Source organism: Ramlibacter alkalitolerans (assembly GCF_016722765.1).
Taxonomy (GTDB): domain Bacteria; phylum Pseudomonadota; class Gammaproteobacteria; order Burkholderiales; family Burkholderiaceae_C; genus Ramlibacter; species Ramlibacter alkalitolerans.
In genome coordinates this window covers 318,358-335,226 of the sequence record NZ_JAEQND010000003.1, presented here as the reverse complement: position 1 = coordinate 335,226, position 16,869 = coordinate 318,358, and the positions used below count along the sequence as shown (strand labels likewise).

The following is a 16,869-nucleotide window of genomic DNA, read 5'->3' as shown; positions in this document are numbered from 1 at the left end:
TTTGCATCACTCAACGCGCCGCGGCATGATCGGTAAACTTGTTCAGACCTTCCCTAAGCCTCATCGAGGAAGCACATCTGGCGGACGCCGGCCACCGAGATGTACCCAGTGCCAAGGAGAGCGACAGGCGCACCAAGCCCCTCTCCGGCATAACGCGCATCACTGTCGCTTCGACTTGCGCTCCTGCCTTCTTGGGGTCTCTCGCTTGTTCACGTCCCTGAACTCGCGAATGAGCCGCCGCACTACCTGAGATGGTGTCATGTCCATCGCCCTACAGGTTCCTTCGAATGCCGACTTCATTCCGGGATCCATCAGAACGGTGAGCCGCGCGGTCTTGAGCTCCATAGGTCGGACTTCTTGATGTTAATCCGATGCAATGACCTGAGTGCATGGGACAGTCCTGCTCACCCACGGCGCGCTACGACAGCCTGCGAGCCACGGACTGGTTGCGGGCTAACAGTAGCTCAGTGGTGGGGGAGAAGTCACCAGACTGTCACCAAGAAAAATACCGCTACTGATTTAGTAGCGCCCTTCCCTTTGAGCGGCCCGAGAGATAGGTGACATAGCGTACCGGACACATGGGTAACACTTTTCCCCTCTCACGAGGGGGAGTGTCTATGCCGTGGAAGGAATGTTCGGTCATGGATGAGCGAATTCGCTTTGTTGGCAAGCTTCTCGATGGAGATGCCATGTCGGACGTCTGCCGAGAGTTCGGCATCTCCCGAAAGACTGGCTACAAGATCTTCAACCGGTACAAGGAACAGGGCCTGCATGCCCTGGACGACCGCAGCCGGCGGCCGGTGCGCTACGCCAATCAGCTGCCGGCAGCCATCGAATCGCTGATCGTCACGTGCAAGCGCGAGAAACCCCATTGGGGCGCTCGCAAGATTCGCGAGATGCTGGTTCGGCGCCTGGACCATGACGTGCGCGTGCCGGCCAAGAGCACGATTCACGCGGTGATGCACCGTCACGGCTTGGTGAAGGTGGCGGGTCGACCAAGGCCGCGTGCCACAGGAACAGCCCTGTCGCCGGGCAGCTCGCCCAACGCGCTGTGGTGCGTGGACTTCAAGGGCGAGTTCAAGCTCGGAAATGGCCACTACTGCTACCCCCTGACCGTCACCGATCATGCCTCGCGCTACCTGCTGCTGTGCGAGGCCCTGGAATCCACCTGCGAGGACCCCGCCATCACCGCGTTCGAGCAGCTGTTTCGCGACCGCGGGCTGCCTCAGGCGATCCGCTCCGATAACGGCGTCCCGTTTGCCAGCCCGAACGCCCTGTTCAACCTCTCGAAGCTCTCCGTGTGGTGGCTGCGCCTGGGCATCCAGATCGAGCGCATTCGCCCCGGCAAGCCGCAGCAAAACGGGCGTCACGAGCGCATGCACCTGACGCTGAAGAAGGAGGCCACACGGCCGCCAGGCACCAAGAGCCTGCAGCAGCAAGCCCGTTTCGACGCCTTCATGGAAGAGTTCAACACCGAGCGGCCACACGAGGCCTTGGAGATGAAGACACCCGCCGAGGTGTACCTGCCCAGCACACGGCCCTATCTGGGCCTGCCGGAACTGTCCTATCCCCTGCATGACCGCGACATCCTGGTGACCGCCTGCGGGCGCATCTGCATGCACCGCAAGAAAATCAACATCACCAGCGTGCTGGCCGGTCAGCGGGTCGGCGTGAAGGAGGTAGACGAGGGCATCTGGCTCGTGAGCTTCATGCACTACGATCTGGGCTACATCGACCTGGAACAGAAGACATTGCAACCCCTCGACAACCCGTTCGGCGCGAGGTTGTTACCCATGACTTAGGTACGGCCCGTCACCTATCTCTTAGGTACGGACAAGCAGGCTGGTGGTAGGACGTGCAGGATTCGAACCTGCGACCAACGGATTAAAAGTCCGCTGCTCTACCAACTGAGCTAACGTCCCGGCCTGCTTGCCGCTGCATTGCACAGCAGCAAAGCCCGCGATTATAGCGATGGTTTCGGGGCTTTCCCGGCGGCGATGCGATCCAGCACCCATCCGGCCGCACATTGACCGAAGGTCGCGGTCACGCTGACCACCGATCCGTAGCCGTGGCAGTTCAGCGAGCCGTCGCCCTCGATGGCGCACGACGGGTCCGGCGGCGCCACGGCTTCGCGGCTGAACACGCAGGGGACGCCGATGCGCTTGCCCTCCTTGGGCGCGCCATGGAAGCGGCGCAGCCGGTAGCGCAGCTGCGCGAGCAGCGGATCGTGCGTGGTGGCGGCGAGATCGTCGACGTCGACCTTGTGCGCCAGGCGCTTGCCGCCGGCCGCGCCACAGGAGATGAACAGGCCCTTGCGCGAACGCGCCCACACGGCCATCGCCGTCTTGGCCTTCAGTTCGTCGCAGGCGTCGATCACCGCGGTCACGCCCTCCGGCAGGAGCTGCGGCCAGTTCTCCGGCTCGACGAACTCCTCCACCGCATGCACGGTGCAGCGCGGATGGATCTGCGCGATGCGCTCGCGCATGGCCAGCACCTTGGCCTGGCCCAGCGTGCTCTCCAGCGCGTGGACCTGGCGGTTGATGTTGGATTCGGCGACGTGGTCCAGGTCGACCAGGGTGAGCACGCCGACGCCGCTGCGGGCCAGCGCCTCGGCGGCCCAGGAGCCGACGCCGCCGATGCCGACGACGGCGACATGCGCGCGGCGGATCGCCTGCGCGCCTTCCATGCCATAGAGCCGCTCGAGCCCGCCGAAGCGCCGCTGCAGGTCCGCCGCTTCGTCCAGGTGCGTCATGCGCCCGGGTGCGCGCTCAACGCAGGCGCGCCAGCCGCTCGCGCGCGGCCACGGCCGCTTCCGACTGCGGGTAAGCCTTGACCAGTTCGTCGAGGGTGCGGCGCGCGTTCGCGTTTTCCTTCAGCTCGATCTGGCAGTTGGCGATCGACAGCACGGCCTCGGGCGCGCGCGGGTGGTCGGGGGCCTGCTGCAGCAGCGCGCGGAAGTTGCCGATGGCGCCCTTGTAGTCGCGGTTGGCGTACTGCGCATTGCCGACCCAGAACAGCGCGCTCGGACGGTAGCCGCTGCTCGGGTACTTGCGCAGGAACTCGGCGAACGCGGTCTGCGCGGCCAGGAAGTCGCCCTTGCGGAACGCCGCCAGTGCGGCCTCGAATTCGCGCTGCTCGGCGGGGTCGGCGCTGAACTCGCGGCCGTCCACCGTCACCTGCACCGGCTCGAACTTGCGCAGGCGCTCCTCGACGCCGGCGGCGATGTCCTTCTGCCGGCGCTGCACGTCCGACAGGTCGCGCGCGAGCTGTTCGTCGTTGCCGCGCAGGCGGGCGAGATCGGTGCGCAGCGACTCGATCTGGTTCTGCAGTTCCAGCAGCGCGCGGCGCAGGTTCGCGTTCTCGTCGGTGGCGCGCTTGAGGTCGTCGGCCAGCTGCTGCTGCTGCGTGGCCGCGGCCTGCCGCTGCTGCTCGACGCGCTGGCGCAGCTCGATGATGGCGCGGCGCGCCTCGTCGTCCTCGAACAGCGCGGCCTGCGCGGAGGCGGTGAACAGCGTGAGGGCGGTGAGCGCAACGGCCAGCGCGGAACGTTTCATGGTCATCATCGGTAGGCGATCTCGGCGCGGCGGTTCCGCGCGAAAGCAGTTTCATCGCTGCCCGGAACCGCGGGCTTTTCCTTGCCGAAGCTCACGGCTTCGACCTGCGAGTCCTTCACGCCCAGCAGTTCGAGGGCGCGCCGCACGGCTTCGGAGCGGCGCTGGCCGAGGGCGAGGTTGTATTCGCGGCCACCGCGCTCGTCGGTGTGGCCCTCGATCACCACGTGCCGGCCGCCGTTCGCCTTGAGGAAGCGCGCGTGGGCCTCGATGACGTTCTGGAACTCCGGCTTGATGACGTTGCTGTCGTAGTCGAAGTAGACGATGCGGCCCACGCCGCTCGGCCCGGCGATGTCGGTCGCGCCGCGGGTGGCGTCCACCGGGGCGACGCGCGACTCGGCGCCGGCGCCCGGCGTCGCGCCCGGGCCCGGCGTCGGCGTGGTGATCGCGGTGCCTTGCTTGTCTTCCACCGGCACGTCGTCGAGCTTCACGCCGCTGGCGCAGCCCGCCAGTGCAGCGGCGAGCGCCAGGGCCAGGAACACGCGCTTCTTCATTCCGGAAATCTCCTGAGGTTGCATGGGTTGGTCAGCGGCGGAAGGGGCCCCAGTCGGGCTCGCGGATGTCGCCGCCCTTGCCCGGCAGGCGGGCCTTGATCTTGCCGTCGAGCGTGGTGGTCATCAAGGCTTCGGCCCCACCCTGGCGGGTGGCATAGATGATCAGCCGGCCGTTGGGCGCGAAGCTCGGGCTTTCGTCGCCGGTCGTATCGGTGACCGACTGCACGTTGCCGGTGGCGAGTTCCATCACCTGCAGCTTGAAGGCCCCGTTGATGCGGGAAATGTAGGCCAGCCACCGTCCGTCGGGACTGAGGGCCGGCGAAATGTTGTAAGTCCCTGTAAAGGTCACGCGCTGCGGGTCCCCGCCCGTGCCGGACATGCGGTAGATCTGCGGCGAGCCGCCGCGGTCGCTCACGAAATAGATGCTGCGGCCATCGGCGGAATAGACCGGCTCGGTATCGATGCTGCCCGACTGCGTGAGCCGGCGCGGCTCGCCGCCGGTGGCGGGGATCGTGTAGATCTGCGAGCCGCCTTCGCGCGTGAGCGTGACGGCCAGGCTGCGGCCGTCCGGCGCCCAGGCCGGCGCGCTGTTGGAGCCGCGGAAGTTGGCGATCAGGCGGCGCTGCCCGGTGGCGATCTCGTGCACGTAGACGACCGGCTTGCGCGATTCGAAGGACACGTACGCGAGCTGCGAACCGCTGGCGGACCACGCCGGCGAGATGATCGGCTCGGGGCTGGCCAGGGCCGACTGCGCGTTCTCGCCGTCGGCATCGGCCACCCACAGGTTGTAGCGCGTGCCGGACTTGGTGACGTAGGCGATGCGGGTGGAGAACACGCCCTTGTCGCCGGTGAGCTTCTCGTAGATGGCGTCGGCGATGTGGTGCGCGGCCAGGCGCAGGTCGAGGCCCGGCACCACGAAGCTCTGGCCGCCGAGGTCCTGCCCCTTGACGACGTCCCACAGGCGATAACGCACGTCGTAGCGGCCGTCGGCCAGGCGCGAGATGCTGCCCACCGCCAGCGAATCGGCGCTCTTCTGGCGCCACGGGCTCAGGTCGGGGCGGCTGGTTTCGTCCAGCGGGGCGCTGCCCGCCGGGTCGATGCCGCGGAACTGGCCGCTGCGTTCCAGGTCGGCCTGGACGATGGAGGCGATCTTCTGCGGCAGTTCGGCTTCGCCGCGGAACGGCGCGATGGCGATGGGCAACTGCGTCAGCCCCACGCCGGTGACTTCGACGCGGAACTGCGCGAGCGCCGGGGCCAGCGGCATCAGGGCAAGGGCAGCGGCGCAGGCGCGCCGGACAAGGGATGGTTGGGTCATGAGAAAAGAGACTGTCTCCTTCAACGTCGCGCAGCGCCTGTGCGATGACCGGAGCGGCGGGGCCGCGTTGCCCCGTACGGGCATTTGAGACAATCCATGGATGTCCCGGCCCACCTTGTCCGTCGTCATCGCCGCGAGGAACGAATCACACCAGATCGCTGAGTGCGTGCGCAGCGTATCGTTCGCTGACCAGGTGATCGTACTTGATTCATCCAGCACGGATGGCACGGCCGACGTTGCACGTGGCGCAGGTGCCGAGGTCCATGTGACGGACTGGCCGGGCTATGGTCCGCAGCAGCTGCGCGGGATCGCGCTCGCCCGGGGAGACTGGGTCCTGTCGCTCGATGCGGACGAACGCATTACCCCGGAGCTGGCCGCCGAGATCCGCACGGCCATCGAGCAGCCCGTTGCGGACGGTTACCGCCTGCCCCGCTTCTCCAGCTTCTGCGGCGAGTTCATCCACCACGGCGGCTGGCGCCCCGACTACACGCTGCGCCTCGTGCGGCGAGAGCGCGCCGGTTTCACGGACCACTTCCTGCATGCGCACATGACGGTGGACGGGCGCCGGGCCGACCTGCGCTCGCCGATCATCCACTACAGCTATCGCGACCTCGACGATGTGCTCGACAAGCTCAGGCGCTACTCGCACGGCGCGGCCCGCGACGGCTTCGAGCGCGGGCAGTCGGGCTCCCTGGCGCGCGCTCTCGCCAGCGGCGCCTGGGCCTTCCTGCGCACGTACGTGCTGCGCCAGGGATTCCGCGACGGCCGCATGGGCCTGGTGCTGGCGATCTACAACGCACAGACCACCTACTACAAGTACCTGCGGCTGTGGATGATGCAGCAGCACCGGGAGCCTGTCCCGCGCGTGCGGCCCGGCGATTCACCGGATAATCCGCGCATGAAAGTGGATGATCTCCGGGCGTGAAGGAATGATGGACTATGCAATCACCTTCGCCTGCTACAACCAGGTGGCGTACACCCGCCAGTGCGTCGACAGCCTCGTGCGGCACGGCTACGACCTCGGTCGGGTGGTGGCCGTCGACAACGGCTCCAGCGACGAAACGCGCGACTACCTGGCCTCGCTGCCCCTCGGCGGCCGGATCCTGAACCGGCAGAACCTGGGTTGCGGCGTCGCCTGGAACCAGGGGGTGCTGGCCTTCCAGTCCGAGTGGTCGGTGGTGATGAACAACGACGTGCTCGTCTCGGCCCGCTGGCTCGAGAACCTGATCGGCGCCGCGCAGGCGCGTGGGCTCAAGGTCGTGTCGCCGGCGCTGGTCGAGGGGCCGCTGGACTACGACTTCGAGGCTTTCGCCCCCGACGCGTCCGCCCGCATGAAGGACGTCGCGCGGGTGGGCGCGCGCCACGCGGTGTGCCTGCTGGTGCACCGCTCCATCTGGGCCCAGGTCGGGTATTTCCAGGCCCAGCCCAGCCTGTGGGGCTACGAGGACACGCTGTTCTTCAACGCGCTGGACCAGGCGCGGGTCGGCAGCGCGATCGTGGGCGCTTCGTGGCTGCACCACTACGGCTCCATGACGGTGAGCGCGATCAAGCAGGAACTCGGGCTGTCGCAGAAGCAGGGACTCGGGGCGCGCAACAACCACCGGCTGCTGGGCAAGTCGTTCGTGCGGCGCAAGTGGGACAAGATGCAGCGCAAGGCGCAGGAGCGCCGCTGGCGTGCCGAGGAACTCGCGCAGTACGGCATGACGCTGCACGGCGAGCGCCGCGACGGCCAGTTCGCCTGGCGCTGAGCGTGGGTCGCAGCATCTTTTTCGCCGAAAGCAGCCCCAACATCGGCGGGCAGGAACTGCAGCTCCTGCAGCAGGCGCAGACGCTGCAGGCCAGCGGCTGGACGCCGCGCATCCTGTGCCGATCGGGGAGCCGCATCGGCGCGGAAGCCCAGGCTCGCGGACTTGCCGTCGAGGCCGTGCGCTTTCGCAGCGCGCTCGATCCGGGCAGCTTCAAGTGCGTGATCGCGCTCGTGCGCCAGCATCGGCCGGTGGCGGTCGTCTGCCACAGCGGGCACGATGCCAACGTATGTGCGCTGGCGGTGCGCAGCGGTGCCGCCCTGGGCTTGTTGCGGCCGCGGCCGCGCCTGGTCCGGATGCGGACCTACCAGCCGGGCAAGGCGGGTGCCTTCGGCTACAACCACCTGTTCGATGCGAGCTTCACGCCCTCTGCCGCCCTGCGCGGGCAGCTGCTGCGCAACCCGAAGATTCGGCCGGAGCGCATCGGCGTGCTGTATCCGGCGATCGATTTCCCGCAGCTGGAGCGCTCGGCGCAGGCGCCCTTGCCTGCCCCGCTGCAGGAGCGGCTTGGCGGGCACGGGCCCCTGCTGGTGCACGCTGCGATGCTGCGGCCGGAGAAGGGGCACGCCTTCATGCTGCGCGTGGTGCAGCAACTCGCAGCCGATTTCCCCGGGCTGCTGTATGTCGCCGCCGGCGAAGGGGTGTTGTTGCAGGAACTGCAGCGGGATGCGCAGGAGTTGGGCATTGCGCAGCACGTGCACTTCCCCGGCATGCTGCAGCCGGTGGCGCCGCTGATCCGCCGCGCCGACGTGCTGGTGATGCCCTCGCTCTACGAGCCGCTCGGCATGAGCCAGATCGAGGCGCTGGCGCTCGGGATTCCGGTGGTGGTCAGCGCCGTGGGCGGCCTGCCCGAGACGGTGCAGGACGCCGAGACGGGACGCGTCTGTCCCGCGCCGGATGCGCCCGGGGCGCTGCAGGCGTGGACGCAGGCGCTGGCCGATGTCCTGGCGGATCCGGCCGCGGCGCGCGCCATGGCGCAGCGCGGGCGCGCGCAGGTGCTGTCGCAGTTCGATCCGGCCGCCAACACCGCCGCGCTGCTGCGGGCCTGCGAAGCCTAAGAGGCGTCCTCGCTCGCCCCGCGTCGCCCCAGCACCGCGCCACAGAGCACGGCGGTCATCACCGCGTAGAAGCTGGCGGCGAACTTGAGGTCGACCACCTCGGTGCTCACGCTGCTCACCAGCAGGCACGTGCAGTACGCGAAGCCCATCGCCGCATCCTTGCGCGCCGCGGGGCTGGCGCGGTAGAGGGCGCGGGCGCAGATCAGGAAGGGCACCACCATGAGAGCAGCCGTCGCCACCAGGCCGCCGATGCCGGTGCGCACTGCATTGCTCACGATCTGGTTGTGGAAGCCCGAGCGCAGCGCGTAGGCGATCGCGTCGGCTGACGCATAGGCATGCACTGCCGGCGGCGCGGCAGCGACCCGGGAGAGGTCTCCCACGCCGGCCCAGGGATGGAGGGCGAAGAAATCGAGCGACATGCGCACAAACGTGATGCGATAGCCGAGGGAGGTCTCGTGCTGCAGCACGCCATTCCACGGATACTCCACGACGTCGCTCACGGCCTCGTCGATGCGCAGGTTGACCGAAGGCACGAGCCAGTACGCGGCCAGCAGCAGGATCACGATCGCGGCCGCGACCCCCACGCTTCCCATCGGATGCTTCCGCCCCCAGTGGTAGTGCGCCCAGACGCCCAGCACCAGCGGCACGGCCGCCCAGCCGGTGCGCGAGGACGACAGGATCGACAGGTACACCCCGAGCGCAAAGCCGGCGATCCGCAGCAGGATCGTCCACCGCGACCCGGCGTGCCATTCGCGCGGCGAGATGGAGGCCAGGCACATCAGGCCGAAGGCCAGGCTGAAGTAGCCGAACACGAGCGGATCGACGACGCGGGTGGTCACGCGAAAGGACGGCCACCGCGGGTCCGGGCCCACCACCTGCAGGTCCACGAAGGCCACCATCAGCGCCAGCGGCAGCACGACTTGCATGACCCGCGCGACCGGCCAGCCCGCCCGCAGCACGAACAGGAAGATCGGCACCGCCAGCAGGAAGCGCGAGGGGGAGTCGAATTGCGATGCCTCGAAGTCCTGCCGCAGGGTGGCGCTGAGCAGCACCGACAGGATCGGTGCAACGTATGCGAACACCAGCAGGCCGATCCAGCGCCTGTCCTGGCGCGGCAGGCGCGCCGCCGGCAAGCTGCCCCAGGTGATCACGATCGCGCTGAACAGCGCGCCGAGGAACAGCACTGCATTCGCCCACCCTCGCACGGCGAGGACGAGCAGTGGCGCGCAGCAGACCAGCAGACCGGTGGCGGTCACCAGACGCCCGGATGGCACCGGATCGGCCGCGCCTCGGTGGAAGTCGAACACAGACAGCATCGGGTAGAAGGACCGGCGCCAGGGCGCCGACGGCAGGCCGTGCCGCACGGGCCGCCCAGCCATTTGGTTGGATAATGGCGGGCTGCATGCAGTCCGCCTCGCCTATTGTGCCTGACGCTTCCGGAGCATCTGCGGTCGCCCCGGTCCCGCCGGCACCTGCCGGCCTGGTCGATCGCGTCCGCCGTTTCTTTCCTTACATCCGGCACGTCCAGCGTTACTGGATCGTCGTGCTCCTGGCAACGATCGTCGGCGCGGCCACCGAGCCGGCCGCGCCGGCGCTGCTCAAGGCGCTGCTCGATCGCGGCTTCCGCCCGGGCAGCTTCAATCCCTGGCTGGTCCCCGTGGCGCTGCTGCTGCTGTTCGCCATTCGCGGCAGCGCCGGGTTCATCGCCGACATCGCGCTCGCGAAGATCGCCAACGAAGGCATGTTCATGCTGCGTCGGGCCCTGTTCGGCCGCATGCTCGATGCCCGCATGGACCTGTTCCGCACCGAGTCCGCCAGTTCGCTGTCCAACAGCATCGTGCATGAGGTGCAGAACGCGATCACGATGCTGGTGAACGCCCTCACCGGCCTGGTCAAGGATGGCCTGGCACTGGTGGCGCTGCTGCTGTACCTCATCTACGTCAACTGGCAGCTCACGCTGGTGGTGACCTTCCTGGCACCGGCCGTGGCCTGGCTGATGCGCACGGCGTCGCGCCGGCTGCACCGGCTCGCCAAGACCAGCCAGGCTGCCACGGTGGAACTCGCCTATGCGGTGGAAGAAAACGTGCTCGCCAACCGGGTCGTGCGGCTGCACGGGGCCCAGGAAGCGCAGGCCGAGCGCTTTCGCGTATTGAGCCTGGCCCTGCGCCGCTTGGCGATGAAGTCCGCCGTCGCCTCGGCGGCCATCACGCCGCTGATGCACATGCTCGCGGCTGCGGCGCTGTCGATCGTGATCGCCATCGCGCTGGCGCAGAGCAACGAAGGCATGACGGTGGGCACGTTCGCGTCGTTCATCGCCGCCCTGATGATGCTGATTGCTCCGGTCAAGCGGCTGTCGGAGGCGACCAGCCCCATCACCCGCGCACTGGCGGTGCTGGACCGCTCGTTCGACCTGGTGGAACACTCGCCGCCCGAGCGCGGGGGCAGCCACGACCCCGGGCGCACGCAGGGGCGCATCGAGTTCGAGAACGTCACGGTGCGCTACCCCGGCGGGCAGGCGCCGGCGCTGGACCGCTTCTCGCTCGACATCCGTCCCGGCGAAACCATCGCGCTGGTCGGGCCCTCCGGCTCCGGCAAGACGACGCTCGCCAACCTGCTGCCCCGCTTCGTCGAGCCCGCCTCCGGCACCATCCGGGTCGACGGCATCCCGCTGGCGGAGTGGACGCTGCAGGCCCTGAGGCGCCAGTTCGCCATGGTCAGCCAGGACGTGGTGATGTTCAACGACAGCCTGGCCGCCAACGTGGCGCTGGGCCGCGACATCGACCGCCCGCGTGTGCAGGCGGCCCTGGAAGCCGCCAACCTGGGCGCCGTGGTCGCTTCCCTGCCGCAGGGCATCGACAGTCCCGTGGGCCACAACGCCGTCGCCATGTCCGGCGGGCAGCGGCAGCGCCTGGCCATCGCCCGCGCGCTGTACAAGGACGCGCCGGTCCTGATCCTCGACGAGGCCACGTCGGCGCTGGACAACGAGTCCGAGCGGCTGGTGCAGGAGGCGCTGCGCCGCCTGATGGCGGGGCGCACCACGATGATCATCGCGCACCGGCTGTCCACCATCGAACACGCCGACCGCGTGGCCGTGCTGGACCGCGGGCGCCTGCTGGAACTCGGCTCCCATGCCGAACTGCTGGCGCGCGGCGGCCTGTACGCGCGCCTGCATGCACTGGGCGGCGCCGGCGGCCCCGAGCTGTGAGAACCCTGCAGGTGCACTCGCTGCTCGTGATCGTCACGCGGCAGATCGGGGACGTGCTCCTCACCACCCCCTTGATCCACGCGGCGCGGCACCGCTGGCCGGATGCCGCCATCGACGTGCTCGGTTTCGAAGGCACGCTCGAGATGCTGCGCGGCAACCCGGATGTGCGCGAACTGATCGCGACGCCACCGAGACTGGGCTTCGCCGGCGGGCTGCGCCTGATGCGCCGCCTGTGGCGCCGCTATGACCTCGCGCTGGTCGCGGAGGCGAGCGACCGCGCGCACCTGATGGGCGCCGTCGCGTCGCGCCACCGCGCCGGACTCGTCCCGCCCGCGGGGGGCAGCAGCGGCTTGAAGAAGCGCCTGCTCGATCACGCGGTCGTCGTGGCGGGCGACCTGGGCGAGGTGCACGTGGTGCAGGAGAAGCTGGCGCTGCTCGCGCCGTGGCAGGAGCTTGCGCCGCCGGCGCGGCTGGTCGCGCCGCCTTCGCAGCCGCTGCCCGCGCCGCTCGCACGGCAGCTCGCGCCGGGCTACGTCGTCGTCCACACGCCGTCGATGTGGCCGTACAAGCAGTGGCCCCTGGAGCACTTCCGCACCCTGCTGGGCCTGCTCGCGGCGGCCGGCCGGCAAGTGGTCCTCACTGGCGGGCCTTCCGCCGGGGACCGCGCGGCGATCGGCGCCATGCAGGGTGCCGCGCCCGCGCCGCTGCTGGTGGACGCCGGCCTGCTGGATTTCGGCCAGCTGGCCGGCCTGCTGCGCGGCGCGGCCCTGTACATCGGGCCGGACACCTCCGTGTCGCACCTCGCCGCCGCCTGCGAGGTGCCGGTGCTCGCGATCTTCGGTCCGACCCATCCGCAGCGCTGGGCCCCGTGGCCGGCGCTGCCCCGCGAGCAGGTCGTGCACTGGCAGCGGCGCGCCAGCGTGCAGAGCGTCGGGCAGGTCACGCTGATGCAGGCGGAACTGCCCTGCGCCCCCTGCGGCAAGGCCGGCTGCGAGGACCACCGCATGAGCGGCACGGAATGCCTGCCCGCGATCCGGCCGGAGCGGGTGGCGCAGGAGGCGCTGCGGATCCTGGCCCATTCCCGTCATCCCCGCGCAGGCGGGGACCCAGAGCACGCGCGCAGCGCGTGAAAGCGGATGCCCTGGATTCCCGCCTCCGCGGGAATGACGAATCAGAGCAGCACGATGTCGTACTGCTCCTGCCCCATCGCTGATTCGCTTTGCAGCGAGATCGGCTTGCCGATGAAATCGGACAGGCCAGCCAGGTGCTGGCTCTCCTCGTCGAGGAACAGCTCGATCACCTTGGGTGCGGCGATGACGCGGTATTCGCGCGGGTTGAACTGCCGCGCCTCGCGCAGGATCTCGCGCAGGATGTCGTAGGCCACCGTGCGCGGCGTGCGCACCGTGCCCTTGCCCTGGCACAGCGGGCAGGGCTCGCACAGCAGGTGGGCCAGCGATTCGCGGGTGCGCTTGCGCGTCATCTCCACCAGCCCGAGCTGCGAGAAGCCGCCGGACATCGTCTTGACGCGGTCGCGCGCGAGCTGCTTGCGGAACTCGGCCAGCACCGACTCGCGGTGGTCCTCGCGCTGCATGTCGATGAAGTCGACGATGATGATGCCGCCGAGGTTGCGCAGCCGCAGCTGGCGCGCGATGGCCTGCGCCGCCTCGAGGTTGGTCTTGAAGATCGTCTCGTCGAAGTTGCGCGAGCCGACGTAGCCGCCGGTGTTGACGTCGATGGTGGTGAGTGCCTCGGTCTGGTCGACGATGAGGTAGCCGCCGGACTTGAGCTCCACGCGCCGTCCCAGCGCCTTGGCGATCTCCTCTTCGACCGAAAAGAGGTCGAAGATCGGCCGCTCGCCCTTGTACAGCTGCAGCTTGGCGACGGCAGCCGGCATGAACTCCTGGCCGAACTCCAGCAGCGCCGCGAACTGCTCGCGCGAATCGATGCGGATGTTCTGCGTCTGGTCGGTCACCAGGTCGCGCAGCACCCGCTGCAGCAGGTTCAGGTCCTGGTGCAGCAGCGCCGGCGGCGGCAGGCGCGTGGCGGACTCGCGGATGCGCGCCCAGGTCTTGCGCAGGTAGGCTATGTCGTCGGCCAGTTCGGCGTCGCTCGCGTCCTCGCCGTTGGTGCGCAGGATGAAGCCGCCGCCCGCCTCGCCCACCAGCTTGTTCAGGCGCTTGCGCAGCGCATCGCGCTGGTCGGAGGGAATCTTCTGCGACACGCCCACGTGGTCGTCCTGCGGCAGGAACACCAGCAGCCGGCCGGCGATGCTGATCTGCGTGGACAGCCGCGCGCCCTTGGTGCCGATCGGGTCCTTGATCACCTGCACCATCAGCGCCTGGCCCTCGAAGACCTGCTTTTCGATCGGCACCTGCTGCGCGGCGGCCCCGCGGGCCGAGGCCGGCGGCTCGCCATCGGGCTGGCGCTGCCACACGTCGGCCACGTGCAGGAAGGCGGCGCGCTCCAGCCCGATGTCGATGAAGGCAGACTGCATTCCGGGCAGCACCCGCGCGACCTTGCCGAGGTAGACGTTGCCCACGAGCCCGCGCTCGAGGGTGCGTTCGACGTGCAGTTCCTGCACGGCGCCGCTTTCGACGATGGCGACGCGCGTCTCCTGCGGCGACCAGTTGACCAGGATGTCCTGCTGCATGTAAGGGAAAGGATACCTCAGCCCCCGCATCGCAGAGGGCCTGCTAGAGTCCTTCGCAGTCATGACCCTTTCCTCGCCGGCACCGGCGTTCCTGCAGGGCGGCGGCGCCATGGGCGAGCGCATCCGCCAGTTCGATTGGGCGGCCCATCCCCTGGGCGAGCCGTCCCGGTGGCCTTCGGCATTGCGCATGGCGATGAGCCTGTGCCTCAACTCCAGCTTCCCCACCGCGATCTACTGGGGACCGGAGTTGTACGTCCTGTACAACGACGCCTGGTCGGAGATCCCGGCCGACAAGCATCCGGCCATCCTGGGCCTGCCCGCGCACGAGGCCTGGAGCGACATCTGGGACATCGTGGGCCCGCAGTTCCAGCGCGTGTACGACAGCGGGGAAGGCATGGCGTTCTACGAGCAGATGCTGCCCATGGTGCGCGGCGGCCGCGCCTGCGAAACCTGGTGGAACTACAGCCTGACGGCCATCCGCGACGCCGGGCACGGCATCGGCGGCATCTTCAACCAGGGCAACGAGATCACCGCGGTGGTGCACGCCCGACGCCAGCGGCAGGCGGAGATCGACCGCTGGCGCGAGCTGTTCCGGCAGGCGCCTGCGCCGATCGTGCTGCTGCGCGGGCCCGATCACGTGTTCGAGTTCGCGAACGACGCCTACCGGCGACTGGTCGCCGGCCGCGAGATCGTCGGCAAGCCGGTGGCCGAGGCCCTGCCCGAGGTGCGCAGCCAGGGCTTCGTCGAACTGCTCGATGGCGTCTACCGCAGCGGCGAGGCTTACCTGGGCACCGGCGTGCAGGTGAAGCTGCAGCGCACGCCCGGTGCGCCGGCCGAGGATTGCGTGCTGGACTTCGTGTACCAGCCGATGCGCAATGCGGGCGGCGAGGTCGATGGCATCTTCGTGCTCGCCAGCGACGTGACGGAACGCGCGCGGGCGGAAACGGCGCTGCGCGTCAGCAACTGGCAGCTCGGCGAGGAAAGGGCCCGGCTGGCCGCCCTGATCGAGGCGGAACAGCGGGCGCAGCAGGCACTGCGCCGCCTGAACGAGACGCTGGAAGCGCACGTGAAGCATCGCACCGCGGAACTCACGCGCGCCCTGGAGGCGCAGAACGCCGTGACCGACCGGCTGCGCGCCACCTTCGCCACCGACCTGATCTTCCAGGGTTTCCTGGACACGCAGGGGACCGTGCTCGATGCGAACCCGACGTCGCTGGCCGCGATCGGGCGCACGCTGCAGCAGGTGGTCGGCCGTGCGTTCTGGGACACGGAGTGGTTCAGCGAGACGCCCGAGGCACCGGAACGCGTGCGCGCAGCCGTCGCAACCGCCGCCAGGGGCGAAGTCGTGCGCATGCTCATGCGCGTGCGGCTGCCGGACGGCTGGCGCAGCTTCCTCTTTTCGCTGCGGCCGGTGTTCAACGCGAGGAAGGAAGTCGTCGGCCTGGTGCCGGAGGCGCAGGAGGCTCGGGAGCCGGCGGAGAAGCTGGCGGCTTGAGGGGGCGTGGGCACCCGAGTGTGAATTCCGGGCTCGGCGTGTGGATGCTGAATCCGTAGGCTGGTGGTGACGCGCGAAGGCGCCGGAACCCCAGCGCTTTCGCGCATCGCTGGGGTTTCGCTGCGCTCCACCGCCAGCCTACGAAACCCCGTCGCACCAGCGCATCACCAGCGCAAACCGAGCCCCTTCAGCAGCAGCGCCGTCTCATGCAGCGGCAACCCCATGATCCCCGTGTACGAGCCATCGATGCGGCGGATGTGCGCCGCCGCCCTGCCCTGCACCGCATAGGCGCCCGCCTTTCCCATCGGCTCGCCGGTGGCCACGTAGGCGCGGATGTCCGCCGCGCTCAGGGGCGCGAAGCTCACGCGTGAATCGCTCAGGGCCTCGGCGCGCCGGCGCCCCGCCTGCACCGCCAGCGCGGTCAGCACGCGGTGCGTGTGCCCGGACAGCTCGCGCAGCATGCGCGCCGCATCGCGCCCGTCCGCCGGCTTGCCGTAGATGGTGCGGCCCATGGCCACCGTGGTATCGGAGCAGAGCACGGGCGCCGCAGGCAGGCCGCGGCGTTGCATGCGGGCCACCGCGGCATCGAGCTTGAGGCCGGTGACACGCCGCACGTAGCGCGCCGGCGCTTCGCCGGCATGCACTTCTTCCAGCGCCTCGCTGTCCTCGCCCGGTTCCGGCAGCAGCAGCTCGTAGGGCACGCCGAGCTGTTCGAGCAATTGCCGCCGGCGCGGGCTCTGCGAGGCGAGATAGATGAAGCCCCGGCTCATTCGCGGTGGTACGGATGGCCGGCGTTGATGGACCATGCGCGATAGAGCTGCTCGGCGAGCAGCACCCGCACCATCGCGTGCGGCAGCGTGAGGTCGGACAGGCGGATGCGTTCATGCGCGGCGTGGCGGAACGCCGGATCGAGCCCGTCGGGCCCGCCGATCACCAGCGCCACGCTGTCGTTTTCGAGCTGCCACGCCTCGAGCTTGGCGGCCAGGGCCAGGGTCTTGAGGGGGGTGCCGCGTTCGTCGAGCGCCACCACCCGCGCGCCCTTCGGGATGGCCGCCTCGATGCGCTCGCGCTCCGCGGCCAGCAGCGTGGCGAGCGTCTTCGACGCCCGCGGTTCGGTCTTGACGGCCCGGAGTTCCAGCCGCAGCTCCGGCGGGAAGCGCTTGGCGTAGTCGTACCAGGCCGTCTGCGCCCAGTCGGGCACGCGCTGGCCGACCGCCACGACCAGCAGGCGCATGG

16 protein-coding genes and 1 tRNA gene are annotated in these 16,869 nt (G+C 69.3%); 7 read left to right on the top strand and 10 right to left on the bottom strand.

Going from position 1 to position 16,869, the window contains the following annotated elements; genetic code table 11:
• Positions 1-159: 159 nt before the first annotated feature.
• On the bottom strand, positions 160-345 hold the full coding sequence (locus tag JI746_RS27600; protein WP_236599621.1) for a CopG family transcriptional regulator: 186 nt from the start codon (positions 343-345) through the stop codon (positions 160-162).
• A gap of 296 nt (positions 346-641) precedes the next feature.
• Here JI746_RS27600 and JI746_RS06970 point away from each other — a divergent pair, with 296 nt between their 5' ends.
• Positions 642-1,802: an IS481 family transposase gene (locus tag JI746_RS06970; RefSeq protein WP_201688074.1), complete on the top strand. Its 1,161-nt coding sequence runs from the start codon at positions 642-644 to the stop codon at positions 1,800-1,802.
• A 44-nt stretch (positions 1,803-1,846) separates the two neighbouring features.
• Here the strand turns inward: JI746_RS06970 and JI746_RS06965 are convergent.
• From JI746_RS06965 to tolB, 5 genes are all read right to left on the bottom strand, one after another.
• Positions 1,847-1,922: transfer RNA gene (locus tag JI746_RS06965), tRNA-Lys, on the bottom strand.
• Between the two features lie 41 nt (positions 1,923-1,963).
• Positions 1,964-2,752 carry a tRNA threonylcarbamoyladenosine dehydratase gene (locus JI746_RS06960; RefSeq protein ID WP_201688073.1) on the bottom strand — a complete coding sequence of 263 codons (789 nt, stop codon included), beginning with the start codon at positions 2,750-2,752 and terminating at the stop codon, positions 1,964-1,966.
• 16 nt (positions 2,753-2,768) lie between these two features.
• The gene (ybgF, locus tag JI746_RS06955; RefSeq protein WP_201688072.1) at positions 2,769-3,554 is read right to left on the bottom strand and encodes a tol-pal system protein YbgF; all 786 of its coding nucleotides are present in this window, start codon (positions 3,552-3,554) and stop codon (positions 2,769-2,771) included.
• 5 nt (positions 3,555-3,559) lie between these two features.
• A complete protein-coding gene (pal, locus tag JI746_RS06950) occupies positions 3,560-4,105 on the bottom strand; it encodes a peptidoglycan-associated lipoprotein Pal (protein WP_201688071.1) in 546 nt (181 codons plus the stop codon).
• A 31-nt stretch (positions 4,106-4,136) separates the two neighbouring features.
• A complete protein-coding gene (gene tolB / locus JI746_RS06945; RefSeq protein WP_201688070.1) occupies positions 4,137-5,420 on the bottom strand; it encodes a Tol-Pal system beta propeller repeat protein TolB in 1,284 nt (427 codons plus the stop codon).
• Between the two features lie 100 nt (positions 5,421-5,520).
• Here tolB and JI746_RS06940 point away from each other — a divergent pair, with 100 nt between their 5' ends.
• The 3 genes from JI746_RS06940 to JI746_RS27970 are packed head-to-tail and all read left to right on the top strand — an operon-like array spanning position 5,521 to position 8,283.
• Positions 5,521-6,345 (top strand): glycosyltransferase family 2 protein, encoded by an 825-nt coding sequence (locus tag JI746_RS06940; RefSeq protein ID WP_201688069.1) that lies wholly within the window; start codon positions 5,521-5,523, stop codon positions 6,343-6,345.
• 7 nt (positions 6,346-6,352) lie between these two features.
• Positions 6,353-7,168, top strand: coding sequence for a glycosyltransferase family 2 protein (locus JI746_RS06935; protein ID WP_201688068.1), 816 nt, complete (start codon positions 6,353-6,355; stop codon positions 7,166-7,168).
• Between the two features lie 2 nt (positions 7,169-7,170).
• A complete protein-coding gene (locus tag JI746_RS27970) occupies positions 7,171-8,283 on the top strand; it encodes a glycosyltransferase (protein WP_201688067.1) in 1,113 nt (370 codons plus the stop codon).
• Here the strand turns inward: JI746_RS27970 and JI746_RS28160 are convergent.
• A complete protein-coding gene (locus JI746_RS28160) occupies positions 8,280-9,539 on the bottom strand; it encodes an O-antigen ligase family protein (protein WP_201688066.1) in 1,260 nt (419 codons plus the stop codon). The genes JI746_RS27970 and JI746_RS28160 overlap by 4 nt on opposite strands.
• A gap of 146 nt (positions 9,540-9,685) precedes the next feature.
• Here JI746_RS28160 and msbA point away from each other — a divergent pair, with 146 nt between their 5' ends.
• Positions 9,686-11,488 carry a lipid A export permease/ATP-binding protein MsbA gene (gene msbA, locus JI746_RS06920; protein WP_201688065.1) on the top strand — a complete coding sequence of 601 codons (1,803 nt, stop codon included), beginning with the start codon at positions 9,686-9,688 and terminating at the stop codon, positions 11,486-11,488.
• Positions 11,489-11,499: 11 nt separating this feature from the next.
• A complete protein-coding gene (locus JI746_RS06915) occupies positions 11,500-12,618 on the top strand; it encodes a glycosyltransferase family 9 protein (protein ID WP_201688064.1) in 1,119 nt (372 codons plus the stop codon).
• Between the two features lie 41 nt (positions 12,619-12,659).
• Here JI746_RS06915 and rng read toward each other — a convergent pair whose 3' ends face one another.
• The gene (gene rng / locus JI746_RS06910; RefSeq protein WP_201688063.1) at positions 12,660-14,138 is read right to left on the bottom strand and encodes a ribonuclease G; all 1,479 of its coding nucleotides are present in this window, start codon (positions 14,136-14,138) and stop codon (positions 12,660-12,662) included.
• Positions 14,139-14,199: 61 nt separating this feature from the next.
• Between rng and JI746_RS06905 the strand changes: the two genes are divergently transcribed.
• Positions 14,200-15,633: a PAS domain-containing protein gene (locus JI746_RS06905; protein WP_201688062.1), complete on the top strand. Its 1,434-nt coding sequence runs from the start codon at positions 14,200-14,202 to the stop codon at positions 15,631-15,633.
• Positions 15,634-15,797: 164 nt separating this feature from the next.
• Here JI746_RS06905 and JI746_RS06900 read toward each other — a convergent pair whose 3' ends face one another.
• Positions 15,798-16,403: a Maf family protein gene (locus JI746_RS06900; protein ID WP_236599620.1), complete on the bottom strand. Its 606-nt coding sequence runs from the start codon at positions 16,401-16,403 to the stop codon at positions 15,798-15,800.
• Entirely contained in the window at positions 16,400-16,867 is a 468-nt protein-coding gene (rlmH, locus tag JI746_RS06895) for a 23S rRNA (pseudouridine(1915)-N(3))-methyltransferase RlmH (protein WP_201688060.1), read from the bottom strand. The genes JI746_RS06900 and rlmH overlap by 4 nt, the downstream gene beginning before the upstream one ends.
• Positions 16,868-16,869 lie beyond the last annotated feature (2 nt).

Excerpts from the sequence above, each read along its gene's own strand:
- JI746_RS06960 (WP_201688073.1), bottom strand. The coding sequence starts at position 2,752 with ATGACGCACCTGGACGAAGCGGCGGACCTGCAGCGGCGCTTCGGCGGG.
- JI746_RS06970 (WP_201688074.1), top strand. The coding sequence starts at position 642 with ATGGATGAGCGAATTCGCTTTGTTGGCAAGCTTCTCGATGGAGATGCC.
- tolB (WP_201688070.1), bottom strand. The coding sequence starts at position 5,420 with ATGACCCAACCATCCCTTGTCCGGCGCGCCTGCGCCGCTGCCCTTGCC.
- msbA (WP_201688065.1), top strand. The coding sequence starts at position 9,686 with ATGCAGTCCGCCTCGCCTATTGTGCCTGACGCTTCCGGAGCATCTGCG.
- ybgF (WP_201688072.1), bottom strand. The coding sequence starts at position 3,554 with ATGAAACGTTCCGCGCTGGCCGTTGCGCTCACCGCCCTCACGCTGTTC.
- JI746_RS06905 (WP_201688062.1), top strand. The coding sequence starts at position 14,200 with ATGACCCTTTCCTCGCCGGCACCGGCGTTCCTGCAGGGCGGCGGCGCC.
- JI746_RS27600 (WP_236599621.1), bottom strand. The coding sequence starts at position 345 with ATGGAGCTCAAGACCGCGCGGCTCACCGTTCTGATGGATCCCGGAATG.
- rlmH (WP_201688060.1), bottom strand. The coding sequence starts at position 16,867 with ATGCGCCTGCTGGTCGTGGCGGTCGGCCAGCGCGTGCCCGACTGGGCG.
- JI746_RS06940 (WP_201688069.1), top strand. The coding sequence starts at position 5,521 with ATGTCCCGGCCCACCTTGTCCGTCGTCATCGCCGCGAGGAACGAATCA.
- JI746_RS06900 (WP_236599620.1), bottom strand. The coding sequence starts at position 16,403 with ATGAGCCGGGGCTTCATCTATCTCGCCTCGCAGAGCCCGCGCCGGCGG.
- JI746_RS06935 (WP_201688068.1), top strand. The coding sequence starts at position 6,353 with ATGGACTATGCAATCACCTTCGCCTGCTACAACCAGGTGGCGTACACC.
- pal (WP_201688071.1), bottom strand. The coding sequence starts at position 4,105 with ATGAAGAAGCGCGTGTTCCTGGCCCTGGCGCTCGCCGCTGCACTGGCG.
- rng (WP_201688063.1), bottom strand. The coding sequence starts at position 14,138 with ATGCAGCAGGACATCCTGGTCAACTGGTCGCCGCAGGAGACGCGCGTC.